Annotated in this window: 22 protein-coding genes; 2 read left to right on the plus strand and 20 right to left on the minus strand. The window is 56.9% G+C overall.

Annotated features, from left to right (window positions below):
• Positions 1–587: 587 nt before the first annotated feature.
• The 9 genes from AC3B6A_RS13725 to AC3B6A_RS13765 all read right to left on the minus strand — a co-directional run bounded on the left by AC3B6A_RS13725 (position 588) and on the right by AC3B6A_RS13765 (position 6,146).
• On the minus strand, positions 588–1,784 hold the full coding sequence (locus tag AC3B6A_RS13725) for a zonular occludens toxin domain-containing protein (protein WP_488397802.1): 1,197 nt from the start codon (positions 1,782–1,784) through the stop codon (positions 588–590).
• 2 nt (positions 1,785–1,786) lie between these two features.
• Complete coding sequence (locus AC3B6A_RS13730) at positions 1,787–2,095, minus strand: DUF2523 domain-containing protein (protein WP_488397803.1); 309 nt, start codon at positions 2,093–2,095, stop codon at positions 1,787–1,789.
• Between the two features lies 1 nt (position 2,096).
• Positions 2,097–3,413: a virulence factor TspB C-terminal domain-related protein gene (locus AC3B6A_RS13735; protein ID WP_488397804.1), complete on the minus strand. Its 1,317-nt coding sequence runs from the start codon at positions 3,411–3,413 to the stop codon at positions 2,097–2,099.
• A 137-nt stretch (positions 3,414–3,550) separates the two neighbouring features.
• Entirely contained in the window at positions 3,551–3,757 is a 207-nt protein-coding gene (locus AC3B6A_RS13740) for a major capsid protein (RefSeq protein ID WP_488397805.1), read from the minus strand.
• Positions 3,758–3,770: 13 nt separating this feature from the next.
• Positions 3,771–3,974 carry a hypothetical protein gene (locus tag AC3B6A_RS13745; RefSeq protein ID WP_488397806.1) on the minus strand — a complete coding sequence of 68 codons (204 nt, stop codon included), beginning with the start codon at positions 3,972–3,974 and terminating at the stop codon, positions 3,771–3,773.
• Positions 3,975–4,107: 133 nt separating this feature from the next.
• Entirely contained in the window at positions 4,108–4,395 is a 288-nt protein-coding gene (locus AC3B6A_RS13750) for a single-stranded DNA-binding protein (RefSeq protein WP_488397807.1), read from the minus strand.
• A gap of 32 nt (positions 4,396–4,427) precedes the next feature.
• Positions 4,428–4,667: a hypothetical protein gene (locus AC3B6A_RS13755; protein WP_488397796.1), complete on the minus strand. Its 240-nt coding sequence runs from the start codon at positions 4,665–4,667 to the stop codon at positions 4,428–4,430.
• Positions 4,667–4,900 carry a hypothetical protein gene (locus tag AC3B6A_RS13760; protein WP_488397797.1) on the minus strand — a complete coding sequence of 78 codons (234 nt, stop codon included), beginning with the start codon at positions 4,898–4,900 and terminating at the stop codon, positions 4,667–4,669. The genes AC3B6A_RS13755 and AC3B6A_RS13760 overlap by 1 nt, the downstream gene beginning before the upstream one ends.
• Before the next feature lies 1 nt (position 4,901).
• On the minus strand, positions 4,902–6,146 hold the full coding sequence (locus AC3B6A_RS13765) for a phage/plasmid replication domain-containing protein (protein WP_488397798.1): 1,245 nt from the start codon (positions 6,144–6,146) through the stop codon (positions 4,902–4,904).
• Between the two features lie 135 nt (positions 6,147–6,281).
• On the opposite strand from AC3B6A_RS13765, the gene AC3B6A_RS13770 reads away from it, so the two are divergent.
• Both AC3B6A_RS13770 and AC3B6A_RS13775 read left to right on the plus strand, forming a co-directional pair.
• Entirely contained in the window at positions 6,282–6,461 is a 180-nt protein-coding gene (locus AC3B6A_RS13770) for a hypothetical protein (RefSeq protein ID WP_488397808.1), read from the plus strand.
• A 73-nt stretch (positions 6,462–6,534) separates the two neighbouring features.
• Positions 6,535–6,705, plus strand: coding sequence for a hypothetical protein (locus AC3B6A_RS13775; RefSeq protein ID WP_488397809.1), 171 nt, complete (start codon positions 6,535–6,537; stop codon positions 6,703–6,705).
• A gap of 524 nt (positions 6,706–7,229) precedes the next feature.
• Here AC3B6A_RS13775 and AC3B6A_RS13780 read toward each other — a convergent pair.
• From AC3B6A_RS13780 to AC3B6A_RS13830, 11 genes are all read right to left on the minus strand, one after another.
• A complete protein-coding gene (locus AC3B6A_RS13780; RefSeq protein WP_488397800.1) occupies positions 7,230–7,562 on the minus strand; it encodes a hypothetical protein in 333 nt (110 codons plus the stop codon).
• A 321-nt stretch (positions 7,563–7,883) separates the two neighbouring features.
• The gene (locus AC3B6A_RS13785; RefSeq protein ID WP_488397801.1) at positions 7,884–8,120 is read right to left on the minus strand and encodes a hypothetical protein; all 237 of its coding nucleotides are present in this window, start codon (positions 8,118–8,120) and stop codon (positions 7,884–7,886) included.
• A 160-nt stretch (positions 8,121–8,280) separates the two neighbouring features.
• A complete protein-coding gene (locus AC3B6A_RS13790; RefSeq protein WP_488397802.1) occupies positions 8,281–9,477 on the minus strand; it encodes a zonular occludens toxin domain-containing protein in 1,197 nt (398 codons plus the stop codon).
• A gap of 2 nt (positions 9,478–9,479) precedes the next feature.
• Complete coding sequence (locus tag AC3B6A_RS13795; RefSeq protein WP_488397803.1) at positions 9,480–9,788, minus strand: DUF2523 domain-containing protein; 309 nt, start codon at positions 9,786–9,788, stop codon at positions 9,480–9,482.
• Position 9,789: 1 nt separating this feature from the next.
• Positions 9,790–11,106: a virulence factor TspB C-terminal domain-related protein gene (locus AC3B6A_RS13800; RefSeq protein ID WP_488397804.1), complete on the minus strand. Its 1,317-nt coding sequence runs from the start codon at positions 11,104–11,106 to the stop codon at positions 9,790–9,792.
• 137 nt (positions 11,107–11,243) lie between these two features.
• Positions 11,244–11,450: a major capsid protein gene (locus AC3B6A_RS13805; RefSeq protein ID WP_488397805.1), complete on the minus strand. Its 207-nt coding sequence runs from the start codon at positions 11,448–11,450 to the stop codon at positions 11,244–11,246.
• A gap of 13 nt (positions 11,451–11,463) precedes the next feature.
• Positions 11,464–11,667, minus strand: a complete 204-nt coding sequence (locus tag AC3B6A_RS13810) for a hypothetical protein (RefSeq protein WP_488397806.1) — start codon at positions 11,665–11,667, stop codon at positions 11,464–11,466.
• 133 nt (positions 11,668–11,800) lie between these two features.
• The gene (locus AC3B6A_RS13815; RefSeq protein ID WP_488397807.1) at positions 11,801–12,088 is read right to left on the minus strand and encodes a single-stranded DNA-binding protein; all 288 of its coding nucleotides are present in this window, start codon (positions 12,086–12,088) and stop codon (positions 11,801–11,803) included.
• A 32-nt stretch (positions 12,089–12,120) separates the two neighbouring features.
• Entirely contained in the window at positions 12,121–12,360 is a 240-nt protein-coding gene (locus tag AC3B6A_RS13820) for a hypothetical protein (RefSeq protein ID WP_488397796.1), read from the minus strand.
• Positions 12,360–12,593, minus strand: a complete 234-nt coding sequence (locus AC3B6A_RS13825; RefSeq protein ID WP_488397797.1) for a hypothetical protein — start codon at positions 12,591–12,593, stop codon at positions 12,360–12,362. The genes AC3B6A_RS13820 and AC3B6A_RS13825 overlap by 1 nt, the downstream gene beginning before the upstream one ends.
• A gap of 1 nt (position 12,594) precedes the next feature.
• Complete coding sequence (locus tag AC3B6A_RS13830; protein ID WP_488397798.1) at positions 12,595–13,839, minus strand: phage/plasmid replication domain-containing protein; 1,245 nt, start codon at positions 13,837–13,839, stop codon at positions 12,595–12,597.
• Positions 13,840–13,858: the final 19 nt, after the last annotated feature.

Raw genomic sequence — 13,858 nt, forward strand, 5'->3', positions numbered from 1 at the left:
GCCGGCAGAGGTGGTCGACGCGGCTGGTGTGCTACAGGCCGGTATATCGTTGGCTCCGGCTTTATGGCACCGACGATATGCCGGCGTACGAGGAGGAGGGGAGGCATAAGGCGCTGCCGGGCTGGGCACCGCGTATTTTGACCCAGCCTCGCGCAGCAAGCTGATCGCTGACAAAGGAGCCGGATACAGAGTGATGCTGCTGAAGGCTTTGGATGAGCTCGGGCGTTTGGAATCGTTCTGCGGCTGTCACCCCAAGCTCAGTTCTTGGAGCGTACGCGCATCCCTCAGGCCCCGAACGTCAGGCCGGTGCGTGGATTGCCGAATCCGGGTCCGGCCATGTCGGGTATTACATGCGGATTTCTCTCGCCCGGTCGAGGCGTGCCGCTCACCGAATATCCGCGCCTGACTGGAGCATGGAGCAGTTGGTTTCAAATTGGCGCAGTCGCAAGAAATGCCCATGAGGCATTCTGGAACAATACGCAATTTAACATAATATACATTATGCGAAGCCTAAGATCATTCGTGCTTGGCAAGGCCCAGCAGAATGTAGACAGCGATCGTGATGCCAAATAGCAGCAAAAACTGGCTCATCGCCAAGGCCTCGCAGGATATTCGGTATCAGGTACGACCGTCAGCTTAGGCCCGGTCAGCGCCGTGGGCGGCTCGATCTGCGAAGTCGTAACTGGCTGCGCGTTCGCCACCGTACCGGCTCGTTCCTCGCCCGGCCCGGTCGCGAACGCTTTGCTGCGATCCGGTATCGCAGGGTCGAACGCTCCGTGCTCGACGTAGGCCATGCAGGCGTCGAACGAAATCTCCAGCTTCGTCCCTTGCTGCGTATTGCAGCGGCAACCATACACGCGACCATCACGGTAGCCCATCGTCATCTTGGAGCCTACGCGCTCCAACAAGCCCTCATCACGAGTCGATACGCAGATGGCCCTGGGATAGCTCACAGGCTGCGTCAACGCATCATAGAGTGGCGCTGAGCTGGGAACGTCAGGCACTCGCGGGACCCGCTGGGCAACGTACTGCTCGGGCGTCAGCGGGACAGCGCCCTGGACCAGGCTCTGCGGCTGCGAAATTACCTTGGGCCCCTCATCCGGGACGGCAGGTTTTTCAGCCCCTGGAATCGTCGGTGCAATGCGGTGGGTGTAGAACCGGTATCCCAGGCCGCCACCAATCACCAGGCACGCCAGCAGGAGCCAGAGAGCCTTGGGTGGCCGAAACTTGAAATGGTGCCCGGTACCCTCCTTCACCGACTCGTAACAACCGAAGTAGGTCTTGTCGATGGTGATCCGCGAGGACTCGCCATTCTCAAATGTCAGCTTGTTGGAGTTGACGGTGAGTTCCGGCTTCTGGAACACCCAGCGCTTGATGACCGAACCACCATTTCCACGGTGATAGTGGATATGCATGTTGCACAGTTCGCGCATGTGCGAGTCGATCAGCTTGGGGCTTTGCGTGATGCAGTGCAGCTCATGGCCATCCTTTCGCATGATCTCCAGTCGGGAGGCGAAATCAGGAACCTTGGATCCCTGGGGGCGCACGCGGAACCATGTTTGCGCCTCATCGATCACGATGATCGCGTTGGCCGGAAGCTCAAACCACTTCTCAGGCGTATCAAACGGCACCCAGTTGGCTTTGATCGCCGGATGCCCTGGATTAAATCCCGTTACGTTACAGTAATAGACCGTACGGTTTTCCGCGTGAGCCTTCTCATCAACTTCCTTGATAGTGTTGAGAGTCTTGCCATTGCCCTGGAGCCCGGTACGAAGAACGAACATGATTAAGCCCCCTTCCCTACGCTGCCAAACTTCTTAATCACGCCACCTTGCATGCCAGCGTAAACAGCGCGAGCAGTGACCGCAGACAAAACGATGTTTATCGCAATATCAACTTTCGCCAGGCCGAGAAGCATCAAAGTATCAGCGCCCGCGCCGCCGAAACTCGAAACCACATACGCCTTCACCTGGTCGAGCATCAGATTGATGCCGACGTAGCTGATAGCGCCGATCCCAAGGCCAACCAGAACCTTGCTAACCAGGGGGCCAAGAACTGTAGAGAGAAAGGTAAAAATCATCGGGAACAGTGGCATATCAATCACCTCCAAATGCGCGACCAACATAAACAGCGAAGAAGATTGCCGCCAGGGCGACAAACAGCGGACCTAACTTGCTCGCAAACTCACAAGCAGGCTCCATAGAAAGTGATGTCGAAACGCCCTTAATGCTGATCGACTTAGGTGCCGGGCAAGACGCAGGAAGCCAGCGCGCAGCACCAGAGCCAGCAGCAAACAGCGACGATCCATCAACTTCGGATTCGACTAACTTGTAATCATCCTTGCCAATCTGCTCTTCAACGAAGTTTCGCGATGACTTGTCATATTGCGAGTCGCAATACATAGCCTTTTGCTTGCGCAACATGGCGCACTGAATAGCATCACCAGTGCAAACCATAGGCTTCTCGCATTCTTCATTACGAACAGTCGGACCATCACAGCCGGAGCCGTCCGCGCGAGGTTTGCAAGCCTCACCCTCTGGCTGAGTGTCCTTCCCCTCCTCGGCCTTATCGAGATCATCACCGGCGCCGGAAGATGGATCACCATCGGTACCGCCGCCAGTGCCGCCACCCGTATTGCCACCATCGCCACCGTCACCGCCACCAGTGCCGCCATCAGGCGGGCAGACCTCACCAGTAGACGGATCACAGGCTTTCGGGGGCAGCGGGAAACAGGTTCCCGAAGAATCAACGCCATATGCATCAGATGGGCAGCCTGGATCATCAGGAGTGCTTTCAGGAACATCAGGGGTGTCAGCCGGGTTCAACTGAGGGCCGGACTGAGCCAGCGTATAAGAATCAGCAGAACAATTTTCACCAGTGCCTTTAAGGATGTAATTACACCACCCTTCCCCACCTACAACACCATAACATCTTGAAGGGCGAACATCAGGCGGAGGCGCATAAGAACATTGGTTATAGCAGGCGGTAGTAGCATCACTTAATACATAGTTGCGACCATTGGAAGTAACAACCGGTCCAACAGTGCCCTTGGAAGGAAAAAGCTCACCCTTTTTACATTCAGGGGGTGGGGTCTTACAGGCGCCGGTATCTGCGTCATAAACGGTATCTGGAGGACAGCTATCACCTTTGCGAGAAACATAGCCATTAGCCCCGGTACTAACGCCGGAGGCATCTTTTCCCAAGCAATTAGCCGCAATTTGCGCAGAAGATGTCCATCTAAGTCCGGCATGAAAACGGCCGAGAGATTCGGTCCAGGCCGTACAGGCAGCAACGGCAGAAGAAAATTTGCCGGGAGCATTGCCAGTCCAGTAATAATCTTCTGCATAAGAAGAATTCGAAAATAACAATACGGCAACTGGCAAAATAAAAAGTTTAATAAGCCGAATACACATATCAAATCCGCCCGAAAAACAAAGCCAAGAAAGCCACAGTAATCACGGCCAGCAAGTAAGAGTTAGGATCGAGCGACATATCTACCTCCAGAAAAAAAGAAGCCCCGCAAACACGGGGCTTCTGAGTTGAAGCGAAGTTACAGCGCCTTGCGGATGAACTTGAACGCGGCGATAGCGATGATCACCACCAGGACGACACCAGCAACAGTCACACCGTCAGCCTTGGCATCATTGAGCGCAGCAGTAACTTCCGCCGGAACTTCGGCATACGCCTGCTGAGCAGCCAGAACACCGAAAGCAGCAGCGGCACCCAGGGAGCGACGCAGAACACGGGACTTGAACATAGATAGAACTCCTTCATTTGAGCGCTTTACGCAGCGCGAGAGCGGCGAAGACGATGGCAAACAGCCCCATTGCCTGATAGCTGAGTGCCTGAGCGTCTTCAGTTGTCATCCCGGACGGGATTAGTTGATCGCCTGGAACCGACGTCATCGTGCCGGTGCAGATCGGCGCACCCTCGGCATTGATCTGCCAGGTGCCGGAACAGGCGATGTAATTCATCAGCGGATCGCCGAACGAGAACGGCGCGCAGACACAGCGCGCGCACGCTCATAGGCCCAGCCAGCGAGAAAGCCGGCACAGACCAGGGCGACGGAACACAGCGCGATATTGATCACCTGAGCGCCCTCCCCGGTCAGCTGGCCGCGCGAACCGCAGGCTTCTGGAGGGAAACCAGGCGCGGACGCATCTGAAGATCTTCGAAGCGGCCAACGAAGAAGCTGTCCGGCCCGACCGTGTAGAGGCCGGGCGCGTAGGGAGCGGCGTTGTCGTCGAGGGTGACTTTGATGTTCTGCGGGTACTTCTGGCCCGGCAGGGTCACATAGGCGCGCTGCTCGCGAATCTGATAGGGCTTGCCCGTCTTGGCGCTGTTACCCGACTTGACGATGACTTCACTGCTTTCGATCTCAATCTGAATATCCATTCTCTCTACCTCACTGATTGCCCGGCTGGGCGTTAGAAACCGAACACGTCGCCCAGCCAGGGGGTGCCGTGCTCGTTCGATACGACGAACCACTGCTTCTCGGGCTTGTAGGGCTCCGAGGCGGTGCGTTTGTGTTGTTCCAGGGATCTGTCGATAGCCTCGGTAAGCTGCGCGAGGCCACCGCTCATGGACGCGCGGAGGCGTGCCTGCTGGTCGGCGCGCAGGCGCTGGGTAGCACTCAGCTGGACGCCCTGGAGGCTCACTGTCCGCATCACGCCCACCCCTGAGCTTCGAGATCGAAGACAACGAACATGGCCTGTTCCTGGGCATTGCCAAGCAAGTTTTTCAGGCGCTTGTAGCCGTCGACATCAATCATTCCGTGGCACCACAGGCAGTCGAGGTAGCCCAGGACAATGCCAACGTCGAAAGAAACGTCAGTGCGGGAACGGCCTAGGCGGACGAGCCATAGCTTGCGAAGGAGGTTGTCGTAATCAGCGCTCAACATGTCAGGCCACCAACTGCAAATGGCCAACCGGGCGGCGATACCAGGACGGCATTTCCAGCACGTCACAGGTCGAGATGACCTCGCGAGCAGTGCTGATCACAGGCGTAATACTGGTCACGTCGCAGGGATTGGCGATGTCGATACCGATCTTGCGAAGGCGGGCGCGATGGGTCTTCACCGAAGACTTGGCGAAATCGAAACTAGCCTTGCCGGTCATCCAAAGCAGCGCGTAGCTAGCCGTAGTCATCGCCGCTTTCATGTTCGGGCAAACGCCCTGGGAAAGCAGGTGGTCGCAAATTGTCTCGTGATCCATCGCCGTCACCGTCAGTCGCTTATCAATCGCCAAAAAATCATCATGAATGGCCGTAAATCGGGACTCATCGAAGAGCCCCCACCACGCCAAGCCCTCGCGCAACAGGTACTCACGCTTCAGCTCTAGTTCCATCCGCACAACGCCCTGTTGAGCACAGTGAGCAATCACGCGCTGGAGGTACTGCACCTCTTCGGAACCTTCGCCGTACGCCGTAATCGCCTTGGGCAGCAGGTACTTTTGAATGGCGTAGGCCTTCTCATAGGCCTTGGCATATTTGTCCCGGGCGGACCAATCGACAGTGCGACCGTCGCCGTAAAGATGGCCGGGCTTGTAGCCGTAACGCTGGGTCGCAAGGGCGCGGATGTACTGGAGGTCGTTCCCCTGCCCCACTGCCCGATTTGTGGTCAGATCGATGCGGGTGATCCGCATGCCATCGCCCACCTGAGTGTGTTTATGAGTGTCAACGAGAGTCCGAATCCAGGCGCCCTCATCCCCTTCCCTTTCAGCCTCAATGGCCTCGCGCGACTTGCCCGGGGAGACCCACTTGCGGACCTGCTTCGAGGCTTTGGCTTGCATGAAATCGAGGCGGGTGCAGCGCGTCAGTGATGGCAGCCCGTACTCGGAAAGAACGCGGTTGTAGACGGCGACACACTGCTCAATCGTCTGGTAGCCGAAGAGGTTGTCGAGCCGGTCTATCGCACTAGGGTTGCCATCGACGATCAGCTTTCGGCCGTCAACACGCAGCTTGATCGACGTTGTGTGACTACCCTCATGCTTCCAACCCGGCTGGGTCTCGCTGAGTATCTCGCCAGTGCGGGTATCGCGGCGGGTAATGGTGATGTCAGCGATCTTGGGCAAATCGAACGGGAAGACCTGCTCCACCGACAGGTAGTCGATGAACATTTGGGAGCCGGTTTCGGTCGATGCAGACATCGCAATCCTTGGCGAACTCAGTTTCTAAGAAATTAGATTCGCTGCGGAAATTAGATTCTAAGAATCTCAATGTCAAGCCCCTGAGAAAATCAGGCTAGGATAAAGGCCGCCAAACACTTGACGGACAAAGGAAACATGCCGACCAAGCACATCGACGACGCAACATGGCGAAAGGTTGAAAAAGAGACCGTAAAGGCCGTCATTCACCTTCAGGCATCGGTTAAAGACACCGAGGTGTTGCGCTGGCTGATCACGAAGGGGCTGGAGGAAATGACCCCGGAGGACATGGAGCGATTCCACAAAAAAAGAGAGTGACCGTGCGGCGCCACAGCCGAGAGCGGTGCCGAAGCCTGCGAAGAGTCACGATGAGAAAATAGGGGAGCAAGGCATGGAATGGATGCTGTGGTACGGCCTGCCGGGGACGGAACAGGCAATAATGGTCACGCCGTTCAAAACAGAGGCCGAATGTCAGGCCGCCGCAGAAAAGCTCCGGCGCATAGACGGTGTCGTGTTCGACTGCTGGAAGCAGCAGAAAGCGGAAGCTCCAAAGAAGCCGTAAAAGTATGGGATTCCATACCAAATTGGGGGTGTTACAGCACCCCCACCCTGCCGCGCCGCCCAGGTGCATATAAAAACTAGCCAACAAGGGACCAGAAATGCGCGCAGAGCGAGACGACCAGGACGTCAACTACAGAAAGGCTCGCAAGCCCAAAGAGCTAAGGCTGGCCTACGAAATCGCCATAGGCATATTCATGGGCGGATGCGCATTGATGGTCACAGCGCAAATCGCCGGATTCCTAGAAGCGCAGTTCGCCCTGCATCAACTCCAAATCCAGTTCGGGCGGTAACCCTGGCGCAACCATCGCTGGGCTAGACGGCTGAGCATTCCTCGGAAATCTGCCAGCACCTAGTGCGCGCTGACGACGTGCACTGTGGAAAGCCGCTGTACGCGCCATTGGGTGATCAGGGCACGAGGTGAGTCCGGATCGGCGAGAAGCCCGGCGCTCGCGAACGAACACCAGGCGTGAAGTGGTACCAGAATCCCAGGATCCGCCGCGGCCCTGGAACGCGGAATGGTACCTATCAATCCCTGACGCGAAGACCAGTCGAGCGGCGTAGTTCGTTCAAGCGCTCAGCACCGGTCATGGGGCGATCACCAGAATCAAGCAGATCACCCTGGCCGGTCTTCTCCAGGAGAAGCGCGGCAGCCGAGCGAGCGCCTTCGATGATCTGATCGCGACGGCGGATCACCTCTTCAAGGCGAGCAATCTCGCCCTTCTGCCAGGCGACGGTTTTTACCAGATAGTCATAGTCGGCAGCGGCCTTCTCATAGGCCTTGGATCCGGTGGCAACGCCAGTGGCGCGCTTGAGGCCCTCAACAAACTTGTCATCGGCATTCGGAATCTTGATCAACACGGCATCTCTCCTTAGTACCAAAATAGGTCGCTCGAGCACGACTAGGTCGAGATAAAAGGTACCAGAATACCCAGAGCACGCAAGCGGTTTTGGTACCAATAATAGCGACATGGATCCGCGCCGGCGGACAATTTTGGTACCCATCGAGAGAAACCAAGCGCGCACCCAGGTACCGAAAATCGCCTGCAGGAAAATCACCTGGTCGGAAAACTGGTACCAATTTCTCCTACAGGCTGAAGCCGGCCTGCGCCGATCTGTTCGGAGACTGGTACCAATCAGCGTTGACACCAGCGGCGCCGACAGCCCGTTTTGGTGTCAATGTCAGAGGTCGAGTATCTGGCGGCAAAGTTCCTGAAGCTTCTCCAGGCGCTCATCCAGGAGCTGGCCTTCCTGGACGAAGTCGGCGGCCTGGATCCTCAGCTTGCGGAGATCCGCGACAAGGTTCGGGTAGTCCTGGAGCACGTAGGAAACCGCTTGCAGCGGGTCACGCGATGGTGCGTAGAGGGTGGCCAGTTCGACCAGATGGTGCGGAATTTCGAGAGGGATCGGCGTTCGCATAACCAACGTTACATTAAATCGGCCCCGGAGCTTATCAGCATTGTCCGGAGCCGATTAAACGTAACGTAACCATTATGCGAAGCCTAAGATCATTCGTGCTTGGCAAGGCCCAGCAGAATGTAGACAGCGATCGTGATGCCAAATAGCAGCAAAAACTGGCTCATCGCCAAGGCCTCGCAGGATATTCGGTATCAGGTACGACCGTCAGCTTAGGCCCGGTCAGCGCCGTGGGCGGCTCGATCTGCGAAGTCGTAACTGGCTGCGCGTTCGCCACCGTACCGGCTCGTTCCTCGCCCGGCCCGGTCGCGAACGCTTTGCTGCGATCCGGTATCGCAGGGTCGAACGCTCCGTGCTCGACGTAGGCCATGCAGGCGTCGAACGAAATCTCCAGCTTCGTCCCTTGCTGCGTATTGCAGCGGCAACCATACACGCGACCATCACGGTAGCCCATCGTCATCTTGGAGCCTACGCGCTCCAACAAGCCCTCATCACGAGTCGATACGCAGATGGCCCTGGGATAGCTCACAGGCTGCGTCAACGCATCATAGAGTGGCGCTGAGCTGGGAACGTCAGGCACTCGCGGGACCCGCTGGGCAACGTACTGCTCGGGCGTCAGCGGGACAGCGCCCTGGACCAGGCTCTGCGGCTGCGAAATTACCTTGGGCCCCTCATCCGGGACGGCAGGTTTTTCAGCCCCTGGAATCGTCGGTGCAATGCGGTGGGTGTAGAACCGGTATCCCAGGCCGCCACCAATCACCAGGCACGCCAGCAGGAGCCAGAGAGCCTTGGGTGGCCGAAACTTGAAATGGTGCCCGGTACCCTCCTTCACCGACTCGTAACAACCGAAGTAGGTCTTGTCGATGGTGATCCGCGAGGACTCGCCATTCTCAAATGTCAGCTTGTTGGAGTTGACGGTGAGTTCCGGCTTCTGGAACACCCAGCGCTTGATGACCGAACCACCATTTCCACGGTGATAGTGGATATGCATGTTGCACAGTTCGCGCATGTGCGAGTCGATCAGCTTGGGGCTTTGCGTGATGCAGTGCAGCTCATGGCCATCCTTTCGCATGATCTCCAGTCGGGAGGCGAAATCAGGAACCTTGGATCCCTGGGGGCGCACGCGGAACCATGTTTGCGCCTCATCGATCACGATGATCGCGTTGGCCGGAAGCTCAAACCACTTCTCAGGCGTATCAAACGGCACCCAGTTGGCTTTGATCGCCGGATGCCCTGGATTAAATCCCGTTACGTTACAGTAATAGACCGTACGGTTTTCCGCGTGAGCCTTCTCATCAACTTCCTTGATAGTGTTGAGAGTCTTGCCATTGCCCTGGAGCCCGGTACGAAGAACGAACATGATTAAGCCCCCTTCCCTACGCTGCCAAACTTCTTAATCACGCCACCTTGCATGCCAGCGTAAACAGCGCGAGCAGTGACCGCAGACAAAACGATGTTTATCGCAATATCAACTTTCGCCAGGCCGAGAAGCATCAAAGTATCAGCGCCCGCGCCGCCGAAACTCGAAACCACATACGCCTTCACCTGGTCGAGCATCAGATTGATGCCGACGTAGCTGATAGCGCCGATCCCAAGGCCAACCAGAACCTTGCTAACCAGGGGGCCAAGAACTGTAGAGAGAAAGGTAAAAATCATCGGGAACAGTGGCATATCAATCACCTCCAAATGCGCGACCAACATAAACAGCGAAGAAGATTGCCGCCAGGGCGACAAACAGCGGACCTAACTTGCTCGCAAACTCACAAGCAGGCTCCATAGAAAGTGATGTCGAAACGCCCTTAATGCTGATCGACTTAGGTGCCGGGCAAGACGCAGGAAGCCAGCGCGCAGCACCAGAGCCAGCAGCAAACAGCGACGATCCATCAACTTCGGATTCGACTAACTTGTAATCATCCTTGCCAATCTGCTCTTCAACGAAGTTTCGCGATGACTTGTCATATTGCGAGTCGCAATACATAGCCTTTTGCTTGCGCAACATGGCGCACTGAATAGCATCACCAGTGCAAACCATAGGCTTCTCGCATTCTTCATTACGAACAGTCGGACCATCACAGCCGGAGCCGTCCGCGCGAGGTTTGCAAGCCTCACCCTCTGGCTGAGTGTCCTTCCCCTCCTCGGCCTTATCGAGATCATCACCGGCGCCGGAAGATGGATCACCATCGGTACCGCCGCCAGTGCCGCCACCCGTATTGCCACCATCGCCACCGTCACCGCCACCAGTGCCGCCATCAGGCGGGCAGACCTCACCAGTAGACGGATCACAGGCTTTCGGGGGCAGCGGGAAACAGGTTCCCGAAGAATCAACGCCATATGCATCAGATGGGCAGCCTGGATCATCAGGAGTGCTTTCAGGAACATCAGGGGTGTCAGCCGGGTTCAACTGAGGGCCGGACTGAGCCAGCGTATAAGAATCAGCAGAACAATTTTCACCAGTGCCTTTAAGGATGTAATTACACCACCCTTCCCCACCTACAACACCATAACATCTTGAAGGGCGAACATCAGGCGGAGGCGCATAAGAACATTGGTTATAGCAGGCGGTAGTAGCATCACTTAATACATAGTTGCGACCATTGGAAGTAACAACCGGTCCAACAGTGCCCTTGGAAGGAAAAAGCTCACCCTTTTTACATTCAGGGGGTGGGGTCTTACAGGCGCCGGTATCTGCGTCATAAACGGTATCTGGAGGACAGCTATCACCTTTGCGAGAAACATAGCCATTAGCCCCGGTACTAACGCCGGAGGCATCTTTTCCCAAGCAATTAGCCGCAATTTGCGCAGAAGATGTCCATCTAAGTCCGGCATGAAAACGGCCGAGAGATTCGGTCCAGGCCGTACAGGCAGCAACGGCAGAAGAAAATTTGCCGGGAGCATTGCCAGTCCAGTAATAATCTTCTGCATAAGAAGAATTCGAAAATAACAATACGGCAACTGGCAAAATAAAAAGTTTAATAAGCCGAATACACATATCAAATCCGCCCGAAAAACAAAGCCAAGAAAGCCACAGTAATCACGGCCAGCAAGTAAGAGTTAGGATCGAGCGACATATCTACCTCCAGAAAAAAAGAAGCCCCGCAAACACGGGGCTTCTGAGTTGAAGCGAAGTTACAGCGCCTTGCGGATGAACTTGAACGCGGCGATAGCGATGATCACCACCAGGACGACACCAGCAACAGTCACACCGTCAGCCTTGGCATCATTGAGCGCAGCAGTAACTTCCGCCGGAACTTCGGCATACGCCTGCTGAGCAGCCAGAACACCGAAAGCAGCAGCGGCACCCAGGGAGCGACGCAGAACACGGGACTTGAACATAGATAGAACTCCTTCATTTGAGCGCTTTACGCAGCGCGAGAGCGGCGAAGACGATGGCAAACAGCCCCATTGCCTGATAGCTGAGTGCCTGAGCGTCTTCAGTTGTCATCCCGGACGGGATTAGTTGATCGCCTGGAACCGACGTCATCGTGCCGGTGCAGATCGGCGCACCCTCGGCATTGATCTGCCAGGTGCCGGAACAGGCGATGTAATTCATCAGCGGATCGCCGAACGAGAACGGCGCGCAGACACAGCGCGCGCACGCTCATAGGCCCAGCCAGCGAGAAAGCCGGCACAGACCAGGGCGACGGAACACAGCGCGATATTGATCACCTGAGCGCCCTCCCCGGTCAGCTGGCCGCGCGAACCGCAGGCTTCTGGAGGGAAACCAGGCGCGGACGCATCTGAAGATCTTCGAAGCGGCCAACGAAGAAGCTGTCCGGCCCGACCGTGTAGAGGCCGGGCGCGTAGGGAGCGGCGTTGTCGTCGAGGGTGACTTTGATGTTCTGCGGGTACTTCTGGCCCGGCAGGGTCACATAGGCGCGCTGCTCGCGAATCTGATAGGGCTTGCCCGTCTTGGCGCTGTTACCCGACTTGACGATGACTTCACTGCTTTCGATCTCAATCTGAATATCCATTCTCTCTACCTCACTGATTGCCCGGCTGGGCGTTAGAAACCGAACACGTCGCCCAGCCAGGGGGTGCCGTGCTCGTTCGATACGACGAACCACTGCTTCTCGGGCTTGTAGGGCTCCGAGGCGGTGCGTTTGTGTTGTTCCAGGGATCTGTCGATAGCCTCGGTAAGCTGCGCGAGGCCACCGCTCATGGACGCGCGGAGGCGTGCCTGCTGGTCGGCGCGCAGGCGCTGGGTAGCACTCAGCTGGACGCCCTGGAGGCTCACTGTCCGCATCACGCCCACCCCTGAGCTTCGAGATCGAAGACAACGAACATGGCCTGTTCCTGGGCATTGCCAAGCAAGTTTTTCAGGCGCTTGTAGCCGTCGACATCAATCATTCCGTGGCACCACAGGCAGTCGAGGTAGCCCAGGACAATGCCAACGTCGAAAGAAACGTCAGTGCGGGAACGGCCTAGGCGGACGAGCCATAGCTTGCGAAGGAGGTTGTCGTAATCAGCGCTCAACATGTCAGGCCACCAACTGCAAATGGCCAACCGGGCGGCGATACCAGGACGGCATTTCCAGCACGTCACAGGTCGAGATGACCTCGCGAGCAGTGCTGATCACAGGCGTAATACTGGTCACGTCGCAGGGATTGGCGATGTCGATACCGATCTTGCGAAGGCGGGCGCGATGGGTCTTCACCGAAGACTTGGCGAAATCGAAACTAGCCTTGCCGGTCATCCAAAGCAGCGCGTAGCTAGCCGTAGTCATCGCCGCTTTCATGTTCGGGCAAACGCCCTGGGAAAGCAGGTGGTCGCAAATTGTCTCGTGATCCATCGCCGTCACCGTCAGTCGCTTATCAATCGCCAAAAAATCATCATGAATGGCCGTAAATCGGGACTCATCGAAGAGCCCCCACCACGCCAAGCCCTCGCGCAACAGGTACTCACGCTTCAGCTCTAGTTCCATCCGCACAACGCCCTGTTGAGCACAGTGAGCAATCACGCGCTGGAGGTACTGCACCTCTTCGGAACCTTCGCCGTACGCCGTAATCGCCTTGGGCAGCAGGTACTTTTGAATGGCGTAGGCCTTCTCATAGGCCTTGGCATATTTGTCCCGGGCGGACCAATCGACAGTGCGACCGTCGCCGTAAAGATGGCCGGGCTTGTAGCCGTAACGCTGGGTCGCAAGGGCGCGGATGTACTGGAGGTCGTTCCCCTGCCCCACTGCCCGATTTGTGGTCAGATCGATGCGGGTGATCCGCATGCCATCGCCCACCTGAGTGTGTTTATGAGTGTCAACGAGAGTCCGAATCCAGGCGCCCTCATCCCCTTCCCTTTCAGCCTCAATGGCCTCGCGCGACTTGCCCGGGGAGACCCACTTGCGGACCTGCTTCGAGGCTTTGGCTTGCATGAAATCGAGGCGGGTGCAGCGCGTCAGTGATGGCAGCCCGTACTCGGAAAGAACGCGGTTGTAGACGGCGACACACTGCTCAATCGTCTGGTAGCCGAAGAGGTTGTCGAGCCGGTCTATCGCACTAGGGTTGCCATCGACGATCAGCTTTCGGCCGTCAACACGCAGCTTGATCGACGTTGTGTGACTACCCTCATGCTTCCAACCCGGCTGGGTCTCGCTGAGTATCTCGCCAGTGCGGGTATCGCGGCGGGTAATGGTGATGTCAGCGATCTTGGGCAAATCGAACGGGAAGACCTGCTCCACCGACAGGTAGTCGATGAACATTTGGGAGCCGGTTTCGGTCGATGCAGACATCGCAATCCTTGGCGAACTC

Source organism: Pseudomonas sp. B12(2026) (assembly GCF_057767015.1).